This is a genomic window from Clostridium frigidicarnis, assembly GCF_900111985.1.
In the GTDB taxonomy this organism is placed as follows: Bacteria; Bacillota; Clostridia; order Clostridiales; family Clostridiaceae; genus Clostridium_Z; species Clostridium_Z frigidicarnis.
Window position 1 is genome coordinate 1 of record NZ_FOKI01000014.1, and the last position, 19848, is coordinate 19848.

Below are 19848 nucleotides of genomic sequence, written 5' to 3' on the forward strand. Positions count from 1 at the left end.
TATATTGGTGCTGAAGACCGGAATCGAACCGGTACGGTGTTTAACCACCGCAGGATTTTAAGTCCTGTGCGTCTGCCAGTTCCGCCACTCCAGCAAGCAGATTTTGTTTCATCCGCCGATTATTCCCGGCGACATGTTTAATTATATGTTAATTAAACATATATGTCAATGCTTTTTAATATATTTTTTTATTTTTTTATGTATATACCCTTAGCCCTTGTATTACCAAGGATTTGTACCATGGTATTATATTAAAATTTGCATTAATACTTATTAATTTTTTTAAAAATAAAACCCTATGAAAAATATCATAGGGATTAATTTCTAACCGATACTCTTTTTTCCTGCCCCTCTGCCTCTAGAATCAGTATTCTTTTTAACATCTTGCATTCTTTCTTCACTATCTTTTAAAAATCTAGACATTATGTCTTCAAAGTTTGCAGATGATTTTTTTCCTTTTTCAGATGTCCAGTCTATATCTGCTGGCTTGCATGATCTCCTTTTTGGAGTTGCTTGTTTTATTGATAAACTAATCTTTCCATTATCATCAATAGAAAGCACCTTTACCTTTACCTTGTCTTGCTCTTTTAAATGTTCTCTTATATCCTTAACAAAGGTATCTGCAACCTCAGATATATGAACAAGCCCTGTTTTTCCTTCAAGCTCAACAAAAGCTCCAAAATTAGTGATGTTAACCACTGTACCTTCTAAAATGTTTCCTGCCATTAAGGTCATATTAAAAAGACTCCTCCTTAAAATAATTAATATATATTTTAAAACTAAAATATAAACTTTTATTATTGTGTTTTATTATTTATTACAGGAATCTCATTACCTTTAACATATCCTAATCTTTCTCTAGCCATTTTTTCAATGTAAAGGTCCGTTTTGGATAAATCAACCTCATCCTGTAATTTTTGATTTTTTTCTTTAAGAGTGTCTAATTCTGTTTCTTCTTTAGACATTTCTTTTTTTATTTGATTTACTTTTACCTGTTGGTTAACTACACTAATTACACTGTATGCTATTAGCAATGCTATTATTATATTCTTTAATGTTAACCTTTTTTTCATTTATTATACTCCTGTACACAAATTTTAAAAATAAAAGTTTCTCTTACATATATTTTAAGTTGTCTTAAGCTATTATTCAAGATATTTTTTATATGTTCACTATTTATTTTTATATTTGTTATATAACAGAATCTTAAATGGATATGCTATATATTTAAACATAACTCTGAATCCCTGCGATATATTTCTAATAAGTCCATATTGAACCTTTAAGAAACTTCTACTTATTACCTTTAAATAAAATAAAATTCCTAAAACTATGCTTAAGTATACATACAGAGTTACAAATGCATAGTTTGTATATAAAAGAAATATAAATATTAATAATGAGCATAATACCCAAAACAGCATATCTTCAATTATCATAATTATTTTATTTGTGTTGAAGCCTCTAAACACTCTGTACAAGTCAAATAATACCCCTGTAACTATTCCAGCTAATAAACTAAATATTACTATCCTGAACTGTAATTCTATAGATATTACCATAGCCTATTTAAATAATCTCCTTAAAAATCCTTCATTGTTCTTTTTAGCTTCAACATCAGAATAAATACACGAGTTTATATTACCAACTATAATTACATCACCGTTTTGTACATCAAGTTTATGCATCTTTAATTTTTTCCCTTTTATAACTAATCCACCTAGCACTGTATTTAAAATTATTTTTTCTTCATCAAAACTTAGTACCTCTACAACTCCTGTAAGAGATATTTTTTTTCTACTCTCCATAAAAAGATTACTCTTTTTATCTTCTATCTTTACATCTTTATTAATATCCATATATAACCCTCCATAGCTATTTCTATATCATATTTATGAAACTACCAGGCTATATATGACAACTTATAATAAAATTTCTTATTCTGTATCTTCTTGTCCTTGCATTATTTCATACATCTGACCTGCATCTTCTTTTCTAACATGCTCAGCTACATTAACCACTTTTGCTTTTAAGTACTTGGTAGCAAATTTAATTTCTATTATGTCACCTTCTTGAATTTCTGTACCTGCCTTCGCAACTTTTTCATTAATAGAAACTCTTCCACCCTCACATGCTTCTTTTGCAACAGTTCTTCTTTTTATAATTCTAGATACCTTTAAATATTTATCTAATCTCATATACAATCATCTCCTATAATATATTTTTTATATAATAATCAATAATTAAAAAACCGTTACCTCAAACTAGACTTCTATGTTGTTGAAGTAATTTTATATAATTCCTATATTTAAATAAGTTAGTAAATTTAATATTAAATTTATCATTAGGCATATGAAAATAAATAACAAGTCAAAGATGCGACGGATATTTTGTGAAATACAATGACTTGGGTTCTGCTAATAGTTGTGCTATTAGTAGGTTCCAAGGAAGAAATAGTTCACAAAATAAACTAACATACTGACTAGTTATTTATTTGAATGTGCCTTATAGAATAAAAAACCCGAGATATCTCGGGTTTTATAAGATAGAAACTATTTATTAACTCTATCTTTAAATTCTTTTCCTGCTTTAAATACTGGCACTTTAGATGCTGGTATTATTATTTCTTCTTTAGTCTTTGGATTTCTTCCTTTTCTTTCTTCTCTTTGTCTAGCTTCAAAAGTTCCAAAACCTACTAATTGAACTTTTTCGCTTGACTCTAGCGCTTCTACAACACTTTCTATAAATGCTTTTAGAGCAACTTCTGCATCCTTCTTTGTTAATTTGCTCTTTTCAGCCATATTTGTTATTAACTCTGCCTTATTCACTTTAACTTCCTCCTTAAATTTAGAGTATAATCAGTAAATAATAAATATAATTATTTATTATTCATTTAACTTATTAACTTTATATTATCCTATTATATATCTATTTATCATAGTAGTCTATATACTGCATAGAAAAATATATAGTTAAATCAAAACATTGAGCCGCTTTGTAGAAATATATTCTTCAAAAATCACAAAAATCCTTCTTATTTTAATTTTTTTCATTAATTTTTGCAACATTCCAAAGCCTATCCATTTCTTCTAAGGTCATACTTTTCATATCATAGCCTTGTTTTCTAGACATATCCTCTATAAATGAAAATCTTTTTATGAACTTATCTGTTGTTTTATTCAAAGCTATTTCTGGATCTACACCTAAAAATCTAGACACATTAACTGCTGAAAATATAAGGTCTCCAATTTCTTCTAGTATTCTTTCCTTATTTTCCATTTTATATACTTCTTTTATCTCATTAAATTCTTCAAGAACTTTGTTTAAAGCATCATCCACATTATCCCAATCAAAACCTACCTTAGCGGCCTTATTTTGAACCTTATCAGCTCTAATTAATGATGGTAAAGTTTTAGCTATGCCTTTCATTTCTTCAGTGTAAGTATCAAAGTGCTTTTCTTTTCTTTTTATTTCATCCCAATTTTGTAATACTTCATCTGATGTTATGTTGTCTTTGTTGCTAAAAACATGGGGGTGTCTTAAAATCATTTTATTGCATATACTACTAATAATATCATTTATATTAAAAAAACCATCTTCCTTGCCTATCTGTGCATGGAATACAACCTGTAATAACACATCTCCAAGCTCTTCTATAATTTTATCATCATCTTGTTCATCTATGGCTTCTAATACCTCGTAGCTTTCTTCTATGAGATATTTTTTTAATGATTCAGATGTTTGCTCCCTATCCCAAGAACATCCATCCTGGCTTCTCAATTTTTCCATGATTCCTAATAAATCATAAAAGTCCTTGTTGTTATTAATATCTTTAGGTATATACAATGATGTAAGATAGTCTATATCTTCCTGCCTATCTATTTCATATAATGGTATTTTTCTTATACTTTCTAATCCTTTAATTCCCGCTGCTCTTACAAAATAAATTTCAGTATCATCTTTATAATACTCAGACAACTTTAGCTTTACTTCTGATGCTATAAACGGATCATACACTTGGGTTATTATTGTTCCTAATCTTTTATCCAACACTTGATTATTCATATCAAATGCATCTATAATTTTCAATCCTTCAACTGGATCTAACTTTAGTGCTTCCATCATTGCATCTACAAAGCTTACTGCTGGAAGTACTTCATATTTAACATTTAACTTTTCACAAAGTTTCATTAAAATATTCACTGATTTCTCAGCAACAAATGGATGTCCTGGCACACCATAAACTATGTCTTCACAACTATTATGCGTCTTAATAATTTCATTAGCTATAAACTCATACACTTCATCAAAATTGTCAAACTTATCATATGCAAAATCATATGTTTTAAACTTTAACCCCTGTTCTCTTAGAAAATCTACTGTTGGATGCTTTTCTGTCCTAAAATACACATTGTTTGATGATTTTAATATTTCCAATGTTCCAATTGTTAAAGCATCCTTTGCACCAGGTCCTAAACCTATTATTTTAATCATACGTTTTTCTCCTTTAAAAATTTACTTTTTATATAACTATAATCAAATACGCCGAATATCATTATTAATAATACATATATAATACCACCTAAAAAAATACCTATCAAGCAAGCTATACTTGATCCAAATCCAAAAATTAATAAATTCTTATATATAAAAATTACAATAAATATCATTATCACACTAGCAAAAGATGGTTTTATTAAAGTATTATAATATTTAATTTTTACATTTAAGCACCTTTTTAATACAATAATATTTAAAATAGCTGGTACTAAATAACCAACTATAGAGCCTATTACAGCTCCATATATGTTTATATTAGGCATAGGAACTAATATATATGTTACAACTACTTTTATTAAACACCCTATAAGCAAAGTTTCTAATGGCTTATAAGTATGTCCTGAAGCTTGTAGTATGGAAGCAGTGGTTTGATAAAACACTATAAACGGTATAGATATAGATAAATACTTTAATATCTCATATCCATCACTATGCCCTGGAAACAGCATATGTAGAATTGGATATGCTAAAAAGAATAATCCCATAAGGGATGGAATTGAGATAACCGATGATATCTTAAAAGCTGTATCTATTTTATCCTCAAATTCAACTCTTTTATTAGAAATCACTGCACTAGAAATTACTGGTACTAAAGAAATACTCAATGCTACCGATAAGGTCAATGGTATATTTACAAGTAAATGTGCTTTACCTGATAGTTGTCCATAAAGTTCTATGGATTTCATTATATCCATTCCTGATTTTAATAACAGATTTGGAACTAATATAGTGTCTACTAAAGCCATTATGCTTCCAGCTGTAGATCCTAATGATATAGGTATTGCAACCTTTAACAACTTTTCCATAATTGCAGGGTTTGACTTACCCTTAATATTAACATCCATCTTACGTTTTTCTTGTTTATACTTTAAGCTTAAATATATTCCAGCAAATAGAGCACCTGCTGTTGCTCCTAATGTAGCTCCCCCTACGGCATATGCCTTTCCCTTAGGTAATAATAGAATAGCTAATCCTATACCAATTACAACCCTACCTGATTGTTCTACTACTTGTGATATGGCTGATGGGTTCATATTTTGCATACCCTGAAAAAAACCTCTATAGCAAGTAATTATAGATATAAAAAATGGTGCAAAGCCTATTGCTATCAATGATGGATATGCATTAGGATTCCAATTTAAATATTTAATAAATGTTTTTGCTAAACATAGCATTATAGTACTTCCACCTACTCCTAGAATTAGCATCATATAAACTGATGTTTTAAATACATCAAATACACCTTTTCTATCTCCAACAGCATTTTTTTCTGCTATTAATTTTGATATTGCTACCGGTGCTCCAGCTGCCACACCAAGGAAAAATGTGTATACTGAATATGATATCTGATAGTATGCAATACCCTCATCTCCAACTAACATTATAAGTGGCCACCTAAAAAACAGACCTAAAAATTTACACAATATACCTGATATAGCCAAAATAAATGTTCCTTTTAATAGGGATTGTTTTTTCATTTTTACCCCTCCCAAAAATTCTCTTCTTCATAATCTTTATTTAAAAGAGAGGCTGATTATTCCTTATATTTATATAAATTTACTATAAAAAGAATCTTCCTTCAATGTTGACCATCAAACAAATAAAAAGCATGTGAAAATGTATTTACATCGTCACATGCTTTTTATTATTGTTCCATTTGTTTTCCTAAAAAATTCGCTGCTGTTTCAGCAAGCTTTAGTTCTAATTCTCCCAAAGATTCTCCTGTTTCTTTGGATAAAATTATAACGGACCCTATAGCATCTCCTTCTGATAGTATTGGTGCTATTACTTGACTTGAGTACTTATTTTCTATATTTTCTTCTCCATATATAGGGATAATTTCCTCTGCGCCACTACCTAAAATTTTAGGTTTCCTTGCATCTATGAGCTTTTCTAACTCATCGCTTACTTTCTTATCAACAAAGTCTTTCTTAGGTGCACCACTTACTGATATAATTACATCTTTATCAGCAATTATAATAATATGACCAATTGATTGTTGAAGTGCTTCAGCATATTCCCTAGAGAAATCAGATAGTTCCCCTATTGGTGAGTATTTTTTTAGTATTACTCCACCCTCTCTGTCTGTAAAAATTTCAAGAGGGTCTCCTTCTCTTATTCTTAAAGTCCTTCTGATCTCCTTTGGTATAACTACTCTACCTAAATCATCTATACGTCTTACAATACCTGTTGCCTTCATAATTATTATTCCCTCCTAAAAACATTTTGTTTGTTTATAGTCATATTATTTGTCTAAACATGTAATTTTATGCACAATTGTAGTTTTTATTTTCTTTATCCACTTATACTTATAAAAAGGTGGCTACGCCACTCTTTAAGTGGAAAGTTGAGGTTGATTTTCCTAAGAAAACTCTAAAATTTAATTATTAATTTTCCTGAATAACGTGAAGAAAAACATCATTGACTTATAACTTGTCACCTTCTGATTAAAGCCCTTAATTCTCCATACTCAACTTTTAACTAAAAAAGGCACTAACTCTATGAGTTAGTGCCTTTTTCTGGTATTAAGTTAATTTATCTTCATGAATCTCTACTTTTAAATCTTTTTTCCATTGATCTAAAGTTGAATTATATTGGTCATCTTTTTGTTTATTATCTAAATAAGATTTTATTTGATCTTTAACTGAATCAAACTCTTTAACAACTTGATCCTTTTTAAGTTCTGTTGCTTTTATTATATGATATCCAAATTGAGTTTTAACAGGTTCCGATACTTCACCTTCACCTAAAGTTTTAGCTGCTTCCATAAAATCTTTATCATAATTAGGATTTGTGTATTCTATAAACCCTAACTCTCCACCTTTGTCTTTAGTTCCATCTGTGCCATATTCTCCTGCAAGTTTAGCAAAATCCTCACCGTTATTTAACTTTGTCTTTATTTCTTTAGCTGTATCTTCATCTGCAACTAAAATATGAGATATTTTTGCACCTGGTTGATCAACAAATTGTGTCTCTTTGTTTTCATCATAGAATTTCTGAACATCTTCATCCGATACACTTACATCTTTAAATATGTAATCATTAACTCTTTGACCTATAACTTGTTTTCTAATAGCCTCTGTAAACTTTTCTTCTGTTAATCCAGCTAATTTTAATTGCTCTTGAAACTTATCATCATCGCCAAAAGATGCTTTTATTTCATCAAATTGTTTTTTAACTTCTTCATCTATTTTATCCTTATCTTCTGTAAGTTTTAATTCATCTGCTTTCTTTAAGAATATTTTTTCTGTAACAAGATTGTTTAAAACACTTTTTTTAGCATCTGCTAATTGTTTCTTTACTTCATCACTGTTTAAATAATCTTCTCCATATTGTTCTTTTAATTGATTAATTTGAGGCTCAAGTTCTTTATTAATATCAGCCATTGTTATTTTTTCATCTCCAACTTTAGCCACAACTGTTTTTTGAATAGCCTCTGGAGTTTTTTGTACCATGTTACATCCAACTGCAAATAAACTCATACTTGCAATTGCAACTATAGTTACTATATTTTTAATTTTTTTCACGTCGCTTCCCCCGCTTTTCTATTTTTTGTTATTGTCTAACTTTACTTATTATAAGTTTTTTATTATTAATATTCAAATTAACAAAATATAAACACTTATTAACAATACCATACATTACCATTTATTTCAATTTCTTTTTTACAACGTCCTCAAGCATTTTTTTAAAGATACTTAACATCTCCTCTTTTTTTATATTGGAAAGTTTAAATGCAAATGCAGGTTTTTCACCTAGTTTGAATATTATATTCTTTGAGTGTTTTACCATAAGCTTTTTCATTATATCTTCTTTAAAGCTTTCCTTACTATCAAATTGAAATATTACTTCTGATCCTTTTTCTTTAATATCTTCTATTCCTATAAGTCTTGCTATACTTCTTATATAAGCAATATTCATAAGATTATATACCGGATCTGGTATATCAGAATATCTATCGTTTAATTCATCTTCTGTATCTTTAAAGTCTTCTAAACTGCCAATAGAAGCAATTTTCTTATATATCTGTATTTTCTGAATTTCATCTTCTATATATGCATCTGGTATAAACGCATTAACTTTTACATCCATAGAAGTTTCTATAGGTTCCTTTTCTATATCTCCTCTTATAAGTCTTACAGTATCTTCTAACATTCTACAATACAAATCGTACCCAATTGCAGCCATGTGCCCATGTTGTGCAGAGCCCATTATATTTCCTGCTCCTCTTATCTCTAAGTCCCTCATAGCTATCTTAAACCCTGAACCTAGTTCTGTAAAATCTTTAAGAGCCTTTAATCTCTTTTCTGCAACCTCTGTTAATATTTTATCTTTTTTATAAGTAAAATATGCATATGCAATTCTGCTTGATCTTCCAACCCTACCTCTTAATTGATATAACTGTGATAGTCCCATTCTGTCTGAATCATAAACTATCATTGTATTTGCATTTTGAATATCTATACCAGTCTCAATTATTGTAGTACATATAAGTACATTAACCTCTTTACTCATAAATTTTATCATTACATCTTCTAATTCTCTTTCTGTCATCTGTCCATGAGCTATACCTACTTTTCCTTCTGGAATTAGATTTTGTATATACCCTGCCATATTCTTTATGTCTTCAACTCTATTGTATACAAAAAATACTTGGCCCTCTCTGTTAAGTTCTCTTACAATAGCATCTCTTATAAGCTGATCATTGTATTCAACAACATAGGTTTGAATTGGATATCTTTCTTCTGGAGGTGTTTCTATAACACTTATATCCCTTACTCCTGATAAAGACATATGCAAAGTTCTTGGAATAGGTGTCGCACTTAAAGTCAAAACATCTATATTCTTCTTTAATTTCTTAATTTTTTCTTTATGAGTCACACCAAATCTTTGTTCTTCATCAATAACTAACAAACCCAACTCTTTAAAATTAATATCTTTTGATATCAATCTATGAGTTCCAATTAAAATGTCTACATTTCCTTCTTTAACTGCCTTTAATGTTGATTTTTGTTCTGCAGAACTTCTAAACCTACTAATCATATCTATGTTTACTGGAAAGTCTGAAAATCTTTTTTTCAAGTTATTATAATGTTGTTCTGCCAGTATTGTTGTAGGCACTAAAAATGCAACTTGTTTGCCATCCATAACAGCTTTAAATGCAGCTCTCAACGCTACTTCAGTTTTTCCATATCCTACATCGCCACATAATAATCTATCCATTGGCTTATCTGATTCCATATCATCCTTTATTTCTTCTATTGCAACTAATTGATCTGGTGTTTCATCGAATGGAAATTCTTCTTCAAATTGTTTTTGCCAAGGTGTATCTTTTGAATATTTATATCCTTTAACTGTTGCCCTTGATGCATAAAGTTTTACTAAATCCTGTGCAATTTCATTTATGGATTTTCTTACTTTATTCTTTGCTTTAATCCATTCTGCACTTCCTAGTTTAGTTACCTTAGGGACTTTACCATCTGCTCCAATAAATTTTTGTACTAAATCAAGTTGATCCACAGGAACATAGAGTTGATCTCCCTTATCATAAGTTATATCTAAATAATCTCTAGTACTTCCTCCAACTTCTATCTGCGTTATACCTTTATATACACCTATACCATGGTTAGCGTGAACAACATAATCTCCTGGTTTCAGATCTGCAAAACTTTTAATTTTTGCTACACCTTTTTTATTTTTCTTAGTTTTTTTTGCTTTTCTCTTAGATTCTCCAAAAACCTCTTTGTCGGATATAACACTTAGTTTTAAATTTGGATATTCAAATCCTTTTAATTGATTTCCAAAAGTAACTACAACCTCACCATAATTTATAAACTGTATATCATCTTTATAGTTACTTTCTATGCCTCTGTCTCTTAAAGTTTCTACTAATCTTTCCCCTCTTGTTCTTGTTCCCGAAAGGATTAGTGTTTTATACCCTTTTTCCTTTTTATCCTTTATATCTTCTATTAATAAATCTAATTGTCCATGATAATTATTAGCAGCTATCTCTAAAAATGTAACCGTTGACCTTGGCTTTAATATAGGATTATTTTTTGCTATAGCATCTATTGATACTATTTCTTTTTCTTCTAATCTTTCTATGACTTCATTTTTAGGTATTAATAGATTACTTTGTTTTGGTAATATATCTCCTCTTTGAAGAAATATTTCATAAGAATATTGAAACTCTGTATATACGCTCTCTAGCTTTCCATTACATCTTTGGACGTCATCAATTACAATATTAGAATTCCCCATATAATCAAAAAAATTACTAGGATTCTCATAAAAATATGATAAATAACTATCTATTGTTTCAAAACTCCAATTTTCAGTTAATGACTCTAGATTTATACTTACTAAGGAGTTTATCTTTTCAGTTAACTCTTTATCTTCTTTATTTTTATCTAAGAATTCTTTTAAATCTAATTTTATTTTATTACTTGCATCTTCTAAATTATCTTTTGTAAATATAACCTCCTTAGCTGGAAATATCTCGATATTATCAACTTTATCAATACTTCTTTGAGATTCTATGTTAAATGTCCTTATTGAGTCTATTTCATCATCAAAAAACTCAATTCTATAGGCATCCATAGATGTAGGAGAATATATATCTAATATTCCTCCTCTTAGGGATACTTGCCCTTTGCTCTCAACAACTTCTACTCTCTCATATCCACTTTGTATTAACTTTTCAACTAATTCTTTAGTATTTATAATATCCCCAAGTTTTAAATTAAATGTGTACTTTGAAAACAAATTTAGAGGAGTATATATAGGGGTTAATGCATCTACTGATGTAACAATTATTTTTTTATCTTTGCTTAAAATTTCTTTTATTATTTTTAATCGTTCCCACCTTAAATCTCCAGATATAGCATCAACATTATAAAATACAACTTCTTTAGTTGGAAAATAATAAACATTTGGTATGTAAAAACTTAAATCTTCATATAAATTTTTTGCCTCCATATCACTATGAGTTATTACAAAAATAGGCTTGTCTGTAGTTTCATACAAACCACTTATTAAATAACCTCTCCCTGATTCAGAAACTCCATAAGTTCCTATTGGATATAAAGATTTTTCTTTAGCACAATTTATTTCGTTGAACTCTTTGCTATTTATCAAAGGTTCCATAATTCCTTTTAATCTCATAATAAACACCACCCTAAATTAAAAGGTTACTGCGCAACAAAACTATTAAATTTATTCATTGAGTCATTTATATCTTTAGATATTATAACTTCTGTTGCCTCAACAACCACAGGTAATACCTTTCTTAAAGTTTCATTTTCGTCATTGGAAAATTTACCTAAAACATGAGAAACTAAATCGTTTTTAGGTCCACCAACTCCAATTTTAACTCTTGGGAACACATCCCCAATATGAGCTATTATACTTTTTATTCCGTTATGTCCACCTGCACTCCCATTGCTTCTTATCCTTAATCTTCCCACTTCTAAACTAATATCATCATAGATAATAACTACATTGTCATTATCTATCTTATAAAAATCTATAACTTGTCTTACACTTTCTCCACTTAGATTCATGTATGTTGTAGGTTTTAATAAAATTACCTTTTCTCCATTTATTATTCCTTCCCCACACATACCTTTAAATTTTTCCCTATTAACAGCAATATTATACTTTTTTGATATTAAATCTATAGTATCAAACCCTATGTTATGACGAGTACCTTTATATTTATCCCCCGGGTTACCTAGTCCTACTATTAAAAACATTATTTTCCCTCCATAGTTATTATCGTTAATTACTTTTTTCAGTATAACACCTGATTTTTTATTACTCAAGGGGTATCTATTTATACAAAACAAAGTCACTGGTTAATAACCAGTGACTACTCACCCCTATCTAATACAACAGTACACGTTGATACTTCTCCATCTCTCCAAATCTTTATCTCTATGGAGTCACCTGTCTTGTACTTACTTATAAGCGACCAAAGTTGTTTTTTACTACTAACCTTATTGCCCGCAAACTCTATTATTATATCAGTTGGTTTTACTCCTGCATTTCCAAGTGGTCCACTAGCTATTATTTCTTGAACATAAATGCCCTCTATCTCTGAATCATCAGATTTTTTCAATTCGCCACCCATAAAACCTAATATATTGTTAGATACATCTTTAGGCTGTATTTTCGTGCTATTTATTAATGCTTTTACATCTTCAGCAGAAACAGCTAATCCTATTCCATTATCACCATTCTCATTAGATAATTTGCTACTATTTATGCCCACAACTTCACCTTTGTTGTTAGCAAGTATTCCACCTGTATTATATTTATTTATATCAGCATCTGTTTTAAAAACTTTAAAATTTGATTTTGTATCCTTAGCATCTATATATTCTAGCTTACTATTTATCGAACTAATTATTCCTAGACTTACAAATGAAGAATTTTCTTCTCCCAAGGTATTTCCTATAGCTATTACGCTTTCTCCGGGCCTTGTATTTTTACAATCTGCAATCTTTATACTAGGTAAATCTAAATAATCTATCTTTAATATTGCTATATCCATGCTTTCACTTTCTGAAATACATTCAGCTTTTATAGGAGTAGATGCATGAGATGATGGCTTTATAAATACTTGTTTTTGTCCACCTAACAAACTCAAATTTGTAACAATATGACCTTCATTATCAAAAATGACTCCTGTACCTAATATATTCTTAGAATTTTCATCTTTAAAACTATTAATATCTGAACTTATAGTTACTAATGATGATTTTAATCTATCCGCAACCCCACTAACATCATCTTTGGGGCAATTCCTACTTAGTTTAAAAAAATCATCATCGAAGGATGTAACATTCGAACCACTAGCCTTTATTTCCTTGTTGTATTTATAATCTACTACAAAAAAAGAAGATATAATTCCAGATGATACAGATATAAGCACAAAAATAGTTATTTTCAAAGCATACTTTACATTTTTTCTTATTCTTTTTTTTCTAAAATTTATCTCTCCTGAAGATTCATTACAATGCTTATGTGTAAAATCTTCTTTTTTCATAAGGCACCTCCTACAATTACGAACATATTGTAAGATATATTTTTTAAGTCCATATGAACAAAGTGTTATATTAGTTCTTTGTGTTAATTTTAAACCTTACTTAAAGTAAATATAAACACTACACCTTGTTCTTTACCCTTATTTTCAACCCATATATCTTCACCTAATTGAGTTAATATATTCCTAACTATGGGTAGCCCTAATCCTGTACTTATTTTAGATGTTCTTGACTTATCATCTTTATAAAATCTTTCCCAAATATGAGCTATATGTTCGTTAGATATAATTGGTCCATCATTATATATAGACACTAAAGCTTTATTGGCCTTATAGCTCACGTCTATAGATATTTTACCTTCCTCTGGAACATACTTTATTGCATTGTCTAAAAGATTTGTTATAACTTGTATAAGTCTGTCTCTGTCTCCTGCAACATAAATATGATCTCCTTCAAAAACTACATCTACTTTTAATTTTTTTTCTTTTATCCTTTGTTCAAATTTTATAACACAAAGCCTTATAAGTTCATTAATATCTAATTCAACAACATATAGTTTTAACTTTCCAGCTTCCATAGAAGAAAGATCTAGTAAATCATTTACTAATCTTGATAGTCTCTTTATCTCATCAAAAGCAATATTTAAATAATAATTTTCCTTATCTTTAGGTATAACACCATCTAAAATCCCACCAATAAATCCTTTTATAGATGTTATTGGTGATCTGAGCTCATGAGAAACATTAGACATAAATTCTCTTCTATTAATTTCAACTTCTTCTAACGAGTCAGCCATTGTATTAAAAGACTTAGCTAATTCTCCTATTTCATCATTAGAATTTATTGAAACTCTTTTATCTGCCTCACCTTTTGCTATTTTTTTAGCTACAGAGTTTATATGAGCTAAATGTCTTATTAGAATTTTTTGTGCAAAATAGTATATAAATATACTAGATGTAACCACTGCAATTAAAGCGCATATCCAAATAATTGTATATACCCTCATCAAGGGCTCTTTTATTTGCTTTAATGGTGTTTGCATAAATATTATGCCCTTAAAATTATTTCCTAAAAATATTGGCTTCATATATACATAACTAGGTTCTTTAAATGGTTCAAAAAATACACCTTTTTTTTCAATTGTGTTTCCGAATCTTAATTCATCCATTTCTTTTATAGGCAAACTATTGAATAATAAATCATTAAATTTTTCTGATGAAACTGCATAAACATAACCCATTGAATCTGTTAACAATACATTTGCATCTAATGCATTTGAGGCTAAAACTAATTCTCTTTGAAGTTTATTAAGAGATACATCTTGTTGTTCGTAAAGATATTTCATAGCTGAAGTAGCTATTCCATTCCCCACCTTATCTAGTTGATTTTTTCGTTCATTAAAATAGTATCCTTGAAACCATATTGATAAAAAAGTTGCCATTATAATAAATGTTATTGCAATAATAGATGTAAATGCTACTATCATCTTAGATACTAGACTATTTTTCATAACTCTTTATTTCACCTCAAATTTATATCCAACACCCCAAACAGTTTCAAGTTGCCAATTATTACCACCATGCAATTTTTCTCTAAGTCTCTTTATGTGAACATCTACTGTTCTTGAATCTCCTGGATAATCATATCCCCAAACTTCACATAACAATTGTTCTCTTGTAAAAACTCTATTTTTATTACTTGCTAAATAATAAAGTAATTCAAACTCTTTTGGTGGCATTTTAATTTCTTCATTTTTGTACACAACTGTATAAGAATTTACATCTACAGATAAATCTGAAAATATTAAAGTTTCTTTTCCTGAATTTTCTGCATTATATCTTCTCATAACAGCCTTTATTCTAGCTAATAATTCTTTAGGTTCAAATGGTTTAACTATATAATCATCAGCTCCAAGCTCCAAACCTAAAACTTTATCAAAAGTATCTCCCTTTGCTGTTACCATTATTACAGGAGTTTCTCCTTCTCTTCTTATCCATTTCAAAACATCTATACCATCCATATATGGTAGCATTATATCAAGCAAAACTAATTCTGGCTTATAGTCTAAAAAGATTTCCTGTGCCTTTTTACCATCGTGGCAAATTTTTGTATCATATCCTGAACTTTGAAGATACATTTTTATAACTTCACATATATTTTCATCATCATCAACAACAAGAATTTTTCCTATTGTGCCTTCCATGTAAATCACCTCATTAATAATATTTTTCTATTTAACCATTTTATTCCAGTACAATTTTATAATAATCATACATTATAAATATTCTACCATGAAATAATGAAAAAACTATTACAAATATTTAATCATTTAAAAAACAAAGTCAAATATAAATATTGTATGAATTATATATTATTATATACAATAAGAGGCAGGATAAACCTGCCTCTTATATACTATTCTTCAAACAATTTACTTAGTGGTACATCATCATATATTCTTCTTATAGCTTCTGCAAATATAGGCGCTACTGATAAAGATTTAAATTTATGTAAATCTTCTCTCTCTTCAAGTCCTATAGTGTTTAACATTACTAATTCTTTTATTGCACAACTGTTTAATCTATCAAACGCAGGGCCTGATAAAACTCCATGAGTACAGCATGCATAAACTTCCTTAGCACCTAAGTCCATCAATGCATTTGCTGCATTTGATATAGTTCCAGCTGTATCAATCATATCATCTATTAATATACAAGATTTGCCCTTAATATCTCCTATTATATTCATGATTTCAGAAACATTCGCCTTTGGTCTTCTTTTATCTATTATAGCTATTGGGGCATGTAGTTTATCCGCAAATTTTCTAGCCCTTGTAACACATCCTAGGTCTGGTGATACAACTACTACATCATCTCTATCTCCAAATCCTTTTTCAACAAAGTATTTTCCAAGCATTGATGCTCCCATTAAATGATCTACTGGTATATTAAAATATCCTTGTATTTGTGCTGCATGTAGGTCCATAGTAAGTACTCTATCTGCACCTGCTGTTGTTAAAAGATCCGCAACAAGTTTAGCTGTTATTGGGTCTCTTGATTTTGCTTTTCTATCTTGTCTAGCATATCCATAGTAAGGTATTACTGCTGTTATTCTACCAGCTGATGCTCTTTTAAATGCATCTATCATTATTAATAATTCCATTAAGTTATTATTAACTGGAGAATTTGTTGATTGAACTACAAAAACATCGCATCCTCTAACTGTTTCATTGATATTAACGGATATTTCTCCATCACTGAAAGTTCCTATATCTGAACTCCCTACTTCTATTCCTAAAATATTAGCTATATCATGTGCTAATTGCGGATGTGAATTTCCTGTAAATATTTTTATATTTTTTCCATGTGTTATCATTTTACAGACCTCCTTAAATTCGTCCTCTTCTTAAAGTAAATATTATTTCTTTAGTAAACCTTTTTTTTCTACCCAACCTTTAAGTGTAACTTGTTTAGCTCTTGCTATGGCTAAACTTCCTTCAGGCACTTCATTAGTTATAGTTGATCCTGCTGCTATGTAAGTATTATCTTGAACTTTCACTGGTGAAACTAGATTTGTATTACAACCTATAAAAGAATTATTTCCTATTATAGTTTTATACTTATTTTTTCCATCATAGTTTACAACAACTGTTCCACATCCAAAGTTACAACCTGATCCTACTTCTGCATCTCCTATATAAGTTAAATGAGACACTTTAGTATTATCTCCTATGGTAGATTTCTTTATTTCTACAAAATCTCCTATTCTAGCATGCTTTCCTACAACAGTTTCAGGTCTTATGTATGCAAATGGTCCAACTGTAGTTTCTTGTCCAATTGTGCTTTCTAATATTACAGAACTCTGAATATTAACACCACTACCTATAATACTGTCCACTATTCTAGAATTAGGATATAAAATACAGTTATCTTTTATTATTGTGCTACCCTCTATAACATTATTTGGATATATTATTGTATCACAATGAATTTCAACATCTGGTCCTATATATGTTGAATTAGGATCTATTAAAGTAACCCCATTTTCCATATGCTTCTTATTTATTCTTTTTCTTAATAACATTTCTGCTTCAGCTAGTTGAACTCTTGAATTAACGCCTAGTGTTTCTTCAAACTTTACTGCCATAGCTCCTACTTTATGTTTTTGCTCTTTCAAAATTCCTATAACATCTGTTAAATAGTATTCTCCCTGAGCATTATTATTTGTTAGTTTATCAAGACTTTCTATAAGATTTTCTATATCAAAACAATAAATAGCTGAATTTACTTCATTTATATTCAATTCTGATTGTGAGCAATCTTTGTGCTCTACTATCTTCTCTACATCACCATTTATATTTCTAACTATTCTTCCATATCCAGTAGGATTTTCTACTATTGATGTTAATATAGTAGCTTTATATCCTTCCTTTTCATGAAGTTCCATAAGACTTTCAACAGTAGAAGCTTCTATTAATGGTGCATCTCCTGCAAATATAGCAACAATTCCTTTTTTACCTTTTAAAAATTCCTTGGCACATATAATTGCATGACCTGTTCCTAATTGCTTATCTTGAAATGAGTAAGAAACATGTCTACTATTTGTTGATTCTTTTACTTTTTCCGCACCTTTTCCTATTACAACATTAACTTCTTCAATGTTAGCTTTTCTCATGGTATCTATTACATGATTAACCATTTCTTTTCCGCACACCTTATGCAATACTTTTGGTGTTGATGATTTCATTCTTTTTCCTTCGCCCGCTGCTAATATAATAGCACATTTAACCATATTCGCACCTCTTTATGCTTTATTTTTTAAATAGAGTATACTATATATATTAAAGTATGAAAAATATCATACACTTATATTATATTTTATATAAATAGGTTTTTCAACCTTACCAGTCTGTATATTTAATAATAAAAATAAAAAGGAGTTATATAACTCCTTTTTACTTTTATTATTCTTCTATATTCTCTTTATCTTCAGGCTCCTCATTTTTAACCTTTTCATATTGGTCAAAAATTGATTTTTGAATTTTTTCTCTTGTTTCAGTGTTTATTGGATGTGCAATATCCTTAAATTCTCCATCAGGAGTCTTTCTACTTGGCATAGCTATAAACAATCCATTCTGCCCTTCTATAACCTTTATATCGTGAACAACAAATTCATCATCAAAAGTTACAGAAACGATTGCTTTCATTTTGCCATCTGATGTTATCTTTCTAATTCTTACGTCAGTTATTTGCATTTGAATTCTCACCTCCAAGATGCTATAACAATTATATTCTCTTAAATTAAATGAAATCCTTCTTTTTATACGAAATTTTTAGAAAATTTTATTTTTTCAATCTATGATGGTGTAAATTTAGCTTCACCATTTAATACACCATTGAAATCAATTATAGAATGATATCCCTCTACAAGTTTTTCGCTTACAGTTAGGTCATCAATCAAGACTGCCATTCCTAATAAATCGCTTTCAAATTCTTTTAAAAGATCCCTTATTCCTACAGCAGTTCCTCCTGAACGCATAAAGTCATCTATATATAAACATTGTGATTTCTTCTTTATAGCTCTCTTAGGAAGATACATAGTCTGAATAGATCCATTAACTCCTGTAACATAATTTATTGTAACTGTAGAACCTTCCGTAACTTTATTATCTCTTCTAACAATTACAAGTTCAACACCCATATTTCTAGCTACTTCATATGCTAAAGGAATTCCTTTTGTTTCTACTGTAACAACATAGTCTATTTGTTTTTCTGTAAAAAAAGTCGTTAATATTAACCCTGCTAATTTTATAAACTCTGGACTATACATAACATCCATCATATAAACAAAGTTTCCAGGAATTATTCTTTCCTTATTCATTAATTTCTGGCATAATTCTTCAGCAAAATTCTGTTTTTCAACTTCACCTATATTAGGTATAAATTTTATACCTCCAGCGGCTCCAGATATTGTCTGTACTTTTCCTAGTGAGAGTTTTTCTAATATCTGTCTAACAATTACAATATCTTCACTGACAGTTGATTTTGCTGCATTTAATAATTCAGAAAACACATTTAAACTTACAACTTTATTAGGGTTTTCTGAAAGAATTTTTGTTATAGCAACAACTCTGCTATTTCTAGAGAACTTTTCCACCTTATCACCTACTAAAATTTGAATTTATTACGAACTATTTTTATTACTTTATTAGTTATTATTCACATTTCATTTTATTCTATAT

The 19848-nt window shown here is 29.1% G+C and carries 18 protein-coding genes, 1 tRNA gene and 1 pseudogene; all 20 read right to left on the minus strand.

The genetic code is table 11. From position 1 onward, the window contains the following. Window positions 1-5: 5 nt before the first annotated feature. A tRNA-Leu gene (locus tag BM119_RS09970) sits at window positions 6-94 on the minus strand. Between the two features lie 230 nt (window positions 95-324). After that, window positions 325-735, minus strand: a complete 411-nt coding sequence (locus BM119_RS09975; RefSeq protein WP_090041107.1) for a S1 domain-containing RNA-binding protein — start codon at window positions 733-735, stop codon at window positions 325-327. 62 nt (window positions 736-797) lie between these two features. Further along, window positions 798-1073 (minus strand): FtsB family cell division protein, encoded by a 276-nt coding sequence (locus BM119_RS09980; protein WP_090041109.1) that lies wholly within the window; start codon window positions 1071-1073, stop codon window positions 798-800. A 99-nt stretch (window positions 1074-1172) separates the two neighbouring features. Continuing rightward, complete coding sequence (gene yabQ / locus BM119_RS09985; protein WP_090041110.1) at window positions 1173-1562, minus strand: spore cortex biosynthesis protein YabQ; 390 nt, start codon at window positions 1560-1562, stop codon at window positions 1173-1175. A 3-nt stretch (window positions 1563-1565) separates the two neighbouring features. Continuing rightward, window positions 1566-1859, minus strand: a complete 294-nt coding sequence (yabP, locus tag BM119_RS09990; RefSeq protein WP_090041112.1) for a sporulation protein YabP — start codon at window positions 1857-1859, stop codon at window positions 1566-1568. A 78-nt stretch (window positions 1860-1937) separates the two neighbouring features. Next, on the minus strand, window positions 1938-2198 hold the full coding sequence (locus BM119_RS09995; protein ID WP_090041113.1) for an RNA-binding S4 domain-containing protein: 261 nt from the start codon (window positions 2196-2198) through the stop codon (window positions 1938-1940). A gap of 354 nt (window positions 2199-2552) precedes the next feature. Beyond that, a pseudogene (locus BM119_RS10000) lies at window positions 2553-2843 on the minus strand (HU family DNA-binding protein); the annotation flags it as partial. Window positions 2844-3039: 196 nt separating this feature from the next. Then, window positions 3040-4494: a bifunctional methyltransferase/pyrophosphohydrolase YabN gene (yabN, locus tag BM119_RS10005; RefSeq protein WP_090041117.1), complete on the minus strand. Its 1455-nt coding sequence runs from the start codon at window positions 4492-4494 to the stop codon at window positions 3040-3042. Beyond that, a complete protein-coding gene (locus BM119_RS10010) occupies window positions 4491-6038 on the minus strand; it encodes a putative polysaccharide biosynthesis protein (RefSeq protein ID WP_090041118.1) in 1548 nt (515 codons plus the stop codon). The genes yabN and BM119_RS10010 overlap by 4 nt, the downstream gene beginning before the upstream one ends. A 167-nt stretch (window positions 6039-6205) precedes the next feature. Then, window positions 6206-6760, minus strand: a complete 555-nt coding sequence (gene spoVT, locus BM119_RS10015; RefSeq protein WP_090041120.1) for a stage V sporulation protein T — start codon at window positions 6758-6760, stop codon at window positions 6206-6208. Window positions 6761-7085: 325 nt separating this feature from the next. Continuing rightward, a complete protein-coding gene (locus BM119_RS10020) occupies window positions 7086-8087 on the minus strand; it encodes a peptidylprolyl isomerase (RefSeq protein ID WP_090041122.1) in 1002 nt (333 codons plus the stop codon). A gap of 121 nt (window positions 8088-8208) precedes the next feature. Continuing rightward, complete coding sequence (gene mfd, locus BM119_RS10025; protein WP_090041123.1) at window positions 8209-11724, minus strand: transcription-repair coupling factor; 3516 nt, start codon at window positions 11722-11724, stop codon at window positions 8209-8211. A gap of 26 nt (window positions 11725-11750) precedes the next feature. Next, the gene (gene pth, locus BM119_RS10030) at window positions 11751-12314 is read right to left on the minus strand and encodes an aminoacyl-tRNA hydrolase (RefSeq protein WP_090041125.1); all 564 of its coding nucleotides are present in this window, start codon (window positions 12312-12314) and stop codon (window positions 11751-11753) included. Window positions 12315-12430: 116 nt separating this feature from the next. Beyond that, window positions 12431-13609, minus strand: a complete 1179-nt coding sequence (locus tag BM119_RS10035) for a S1C family serine protease (protein ID WP_090041127.1) — start codon at window positions 13607-13609, stop codon at window positions 12431-12433. 89 nt (window positions 13610-13698) lie between these two features. Next, window positions 13699-15117: a HAMP domain-containing sensor histidine kinase gene (locus BM119_RS10040; protein ID WP_090041129.1), complete on the minus strand. Its 1419-nt coding sequence runs from the start codon at window positions 15115-15117 to the stop codon at window positions 13699-13701. Between the two features lie 6 nt (window positions 15118-15123). Next, window positions 15124-15810: a response regulator transcription factor gene (locus tag BM119_RS10045; protein ID WP_090041130.1), complete on the minus strand. Its 687-nt coding sequence runs from the start codon at window positions 15808-15810 to the stop codon at window positions 15124-15126. Window positions 15811-16022: 212 nt separating this feature from the next. Continuing rightward, entirely contained in the window at window positions 16023-16982 is a 960-nt protein-coding gene (locus BM119_RS10050) for a ribose-phosphate diphosphokinase (protein WP_090041131.1), read from the minus strand. A gap of 42 nt (window positions 16983-17024) precedes the next feature. Then, window positions 17025-18398: a bifunctional UDP-N-acetylglucosamine diphosphorylase/glucosamine-1-phosphate N-acetyltransferase GlmU gene (glmU, locus tag BM119_RS10055; RefSeq protein WP_090041133.1), complete on the minus strand. Its 1374-nt coding sequence runs from the start codon at window positions 18396-18398 to the stop codon at window positions 17025-17027. Between the two features lie 172 nt (window positions 18399-18570). Further along, window positions 18571-18861, minus strand: coding sequence for a septation regulator SpoVG (gene spoVG / locus BM119_RS10060; RefSeq protein ID WP_090041135.1), 291 nt, complete (start codon window positions 18859-18861; stop codon window positions 18571-18573). 101 nt (window positions 18862-18962) lie between these two features. Beyond that, window positions 18963-19763, minus strand: a complete 801-nt coding sequence (purR, locus tag BM119_RS10065) for a pur operon repressor (protein ID WP_090041136.1) — start codon at window positions 19761-19763, stop codon at window positions 18963-18965. Window positions 19764-19848: the final 85 nt, after the last annotated feature.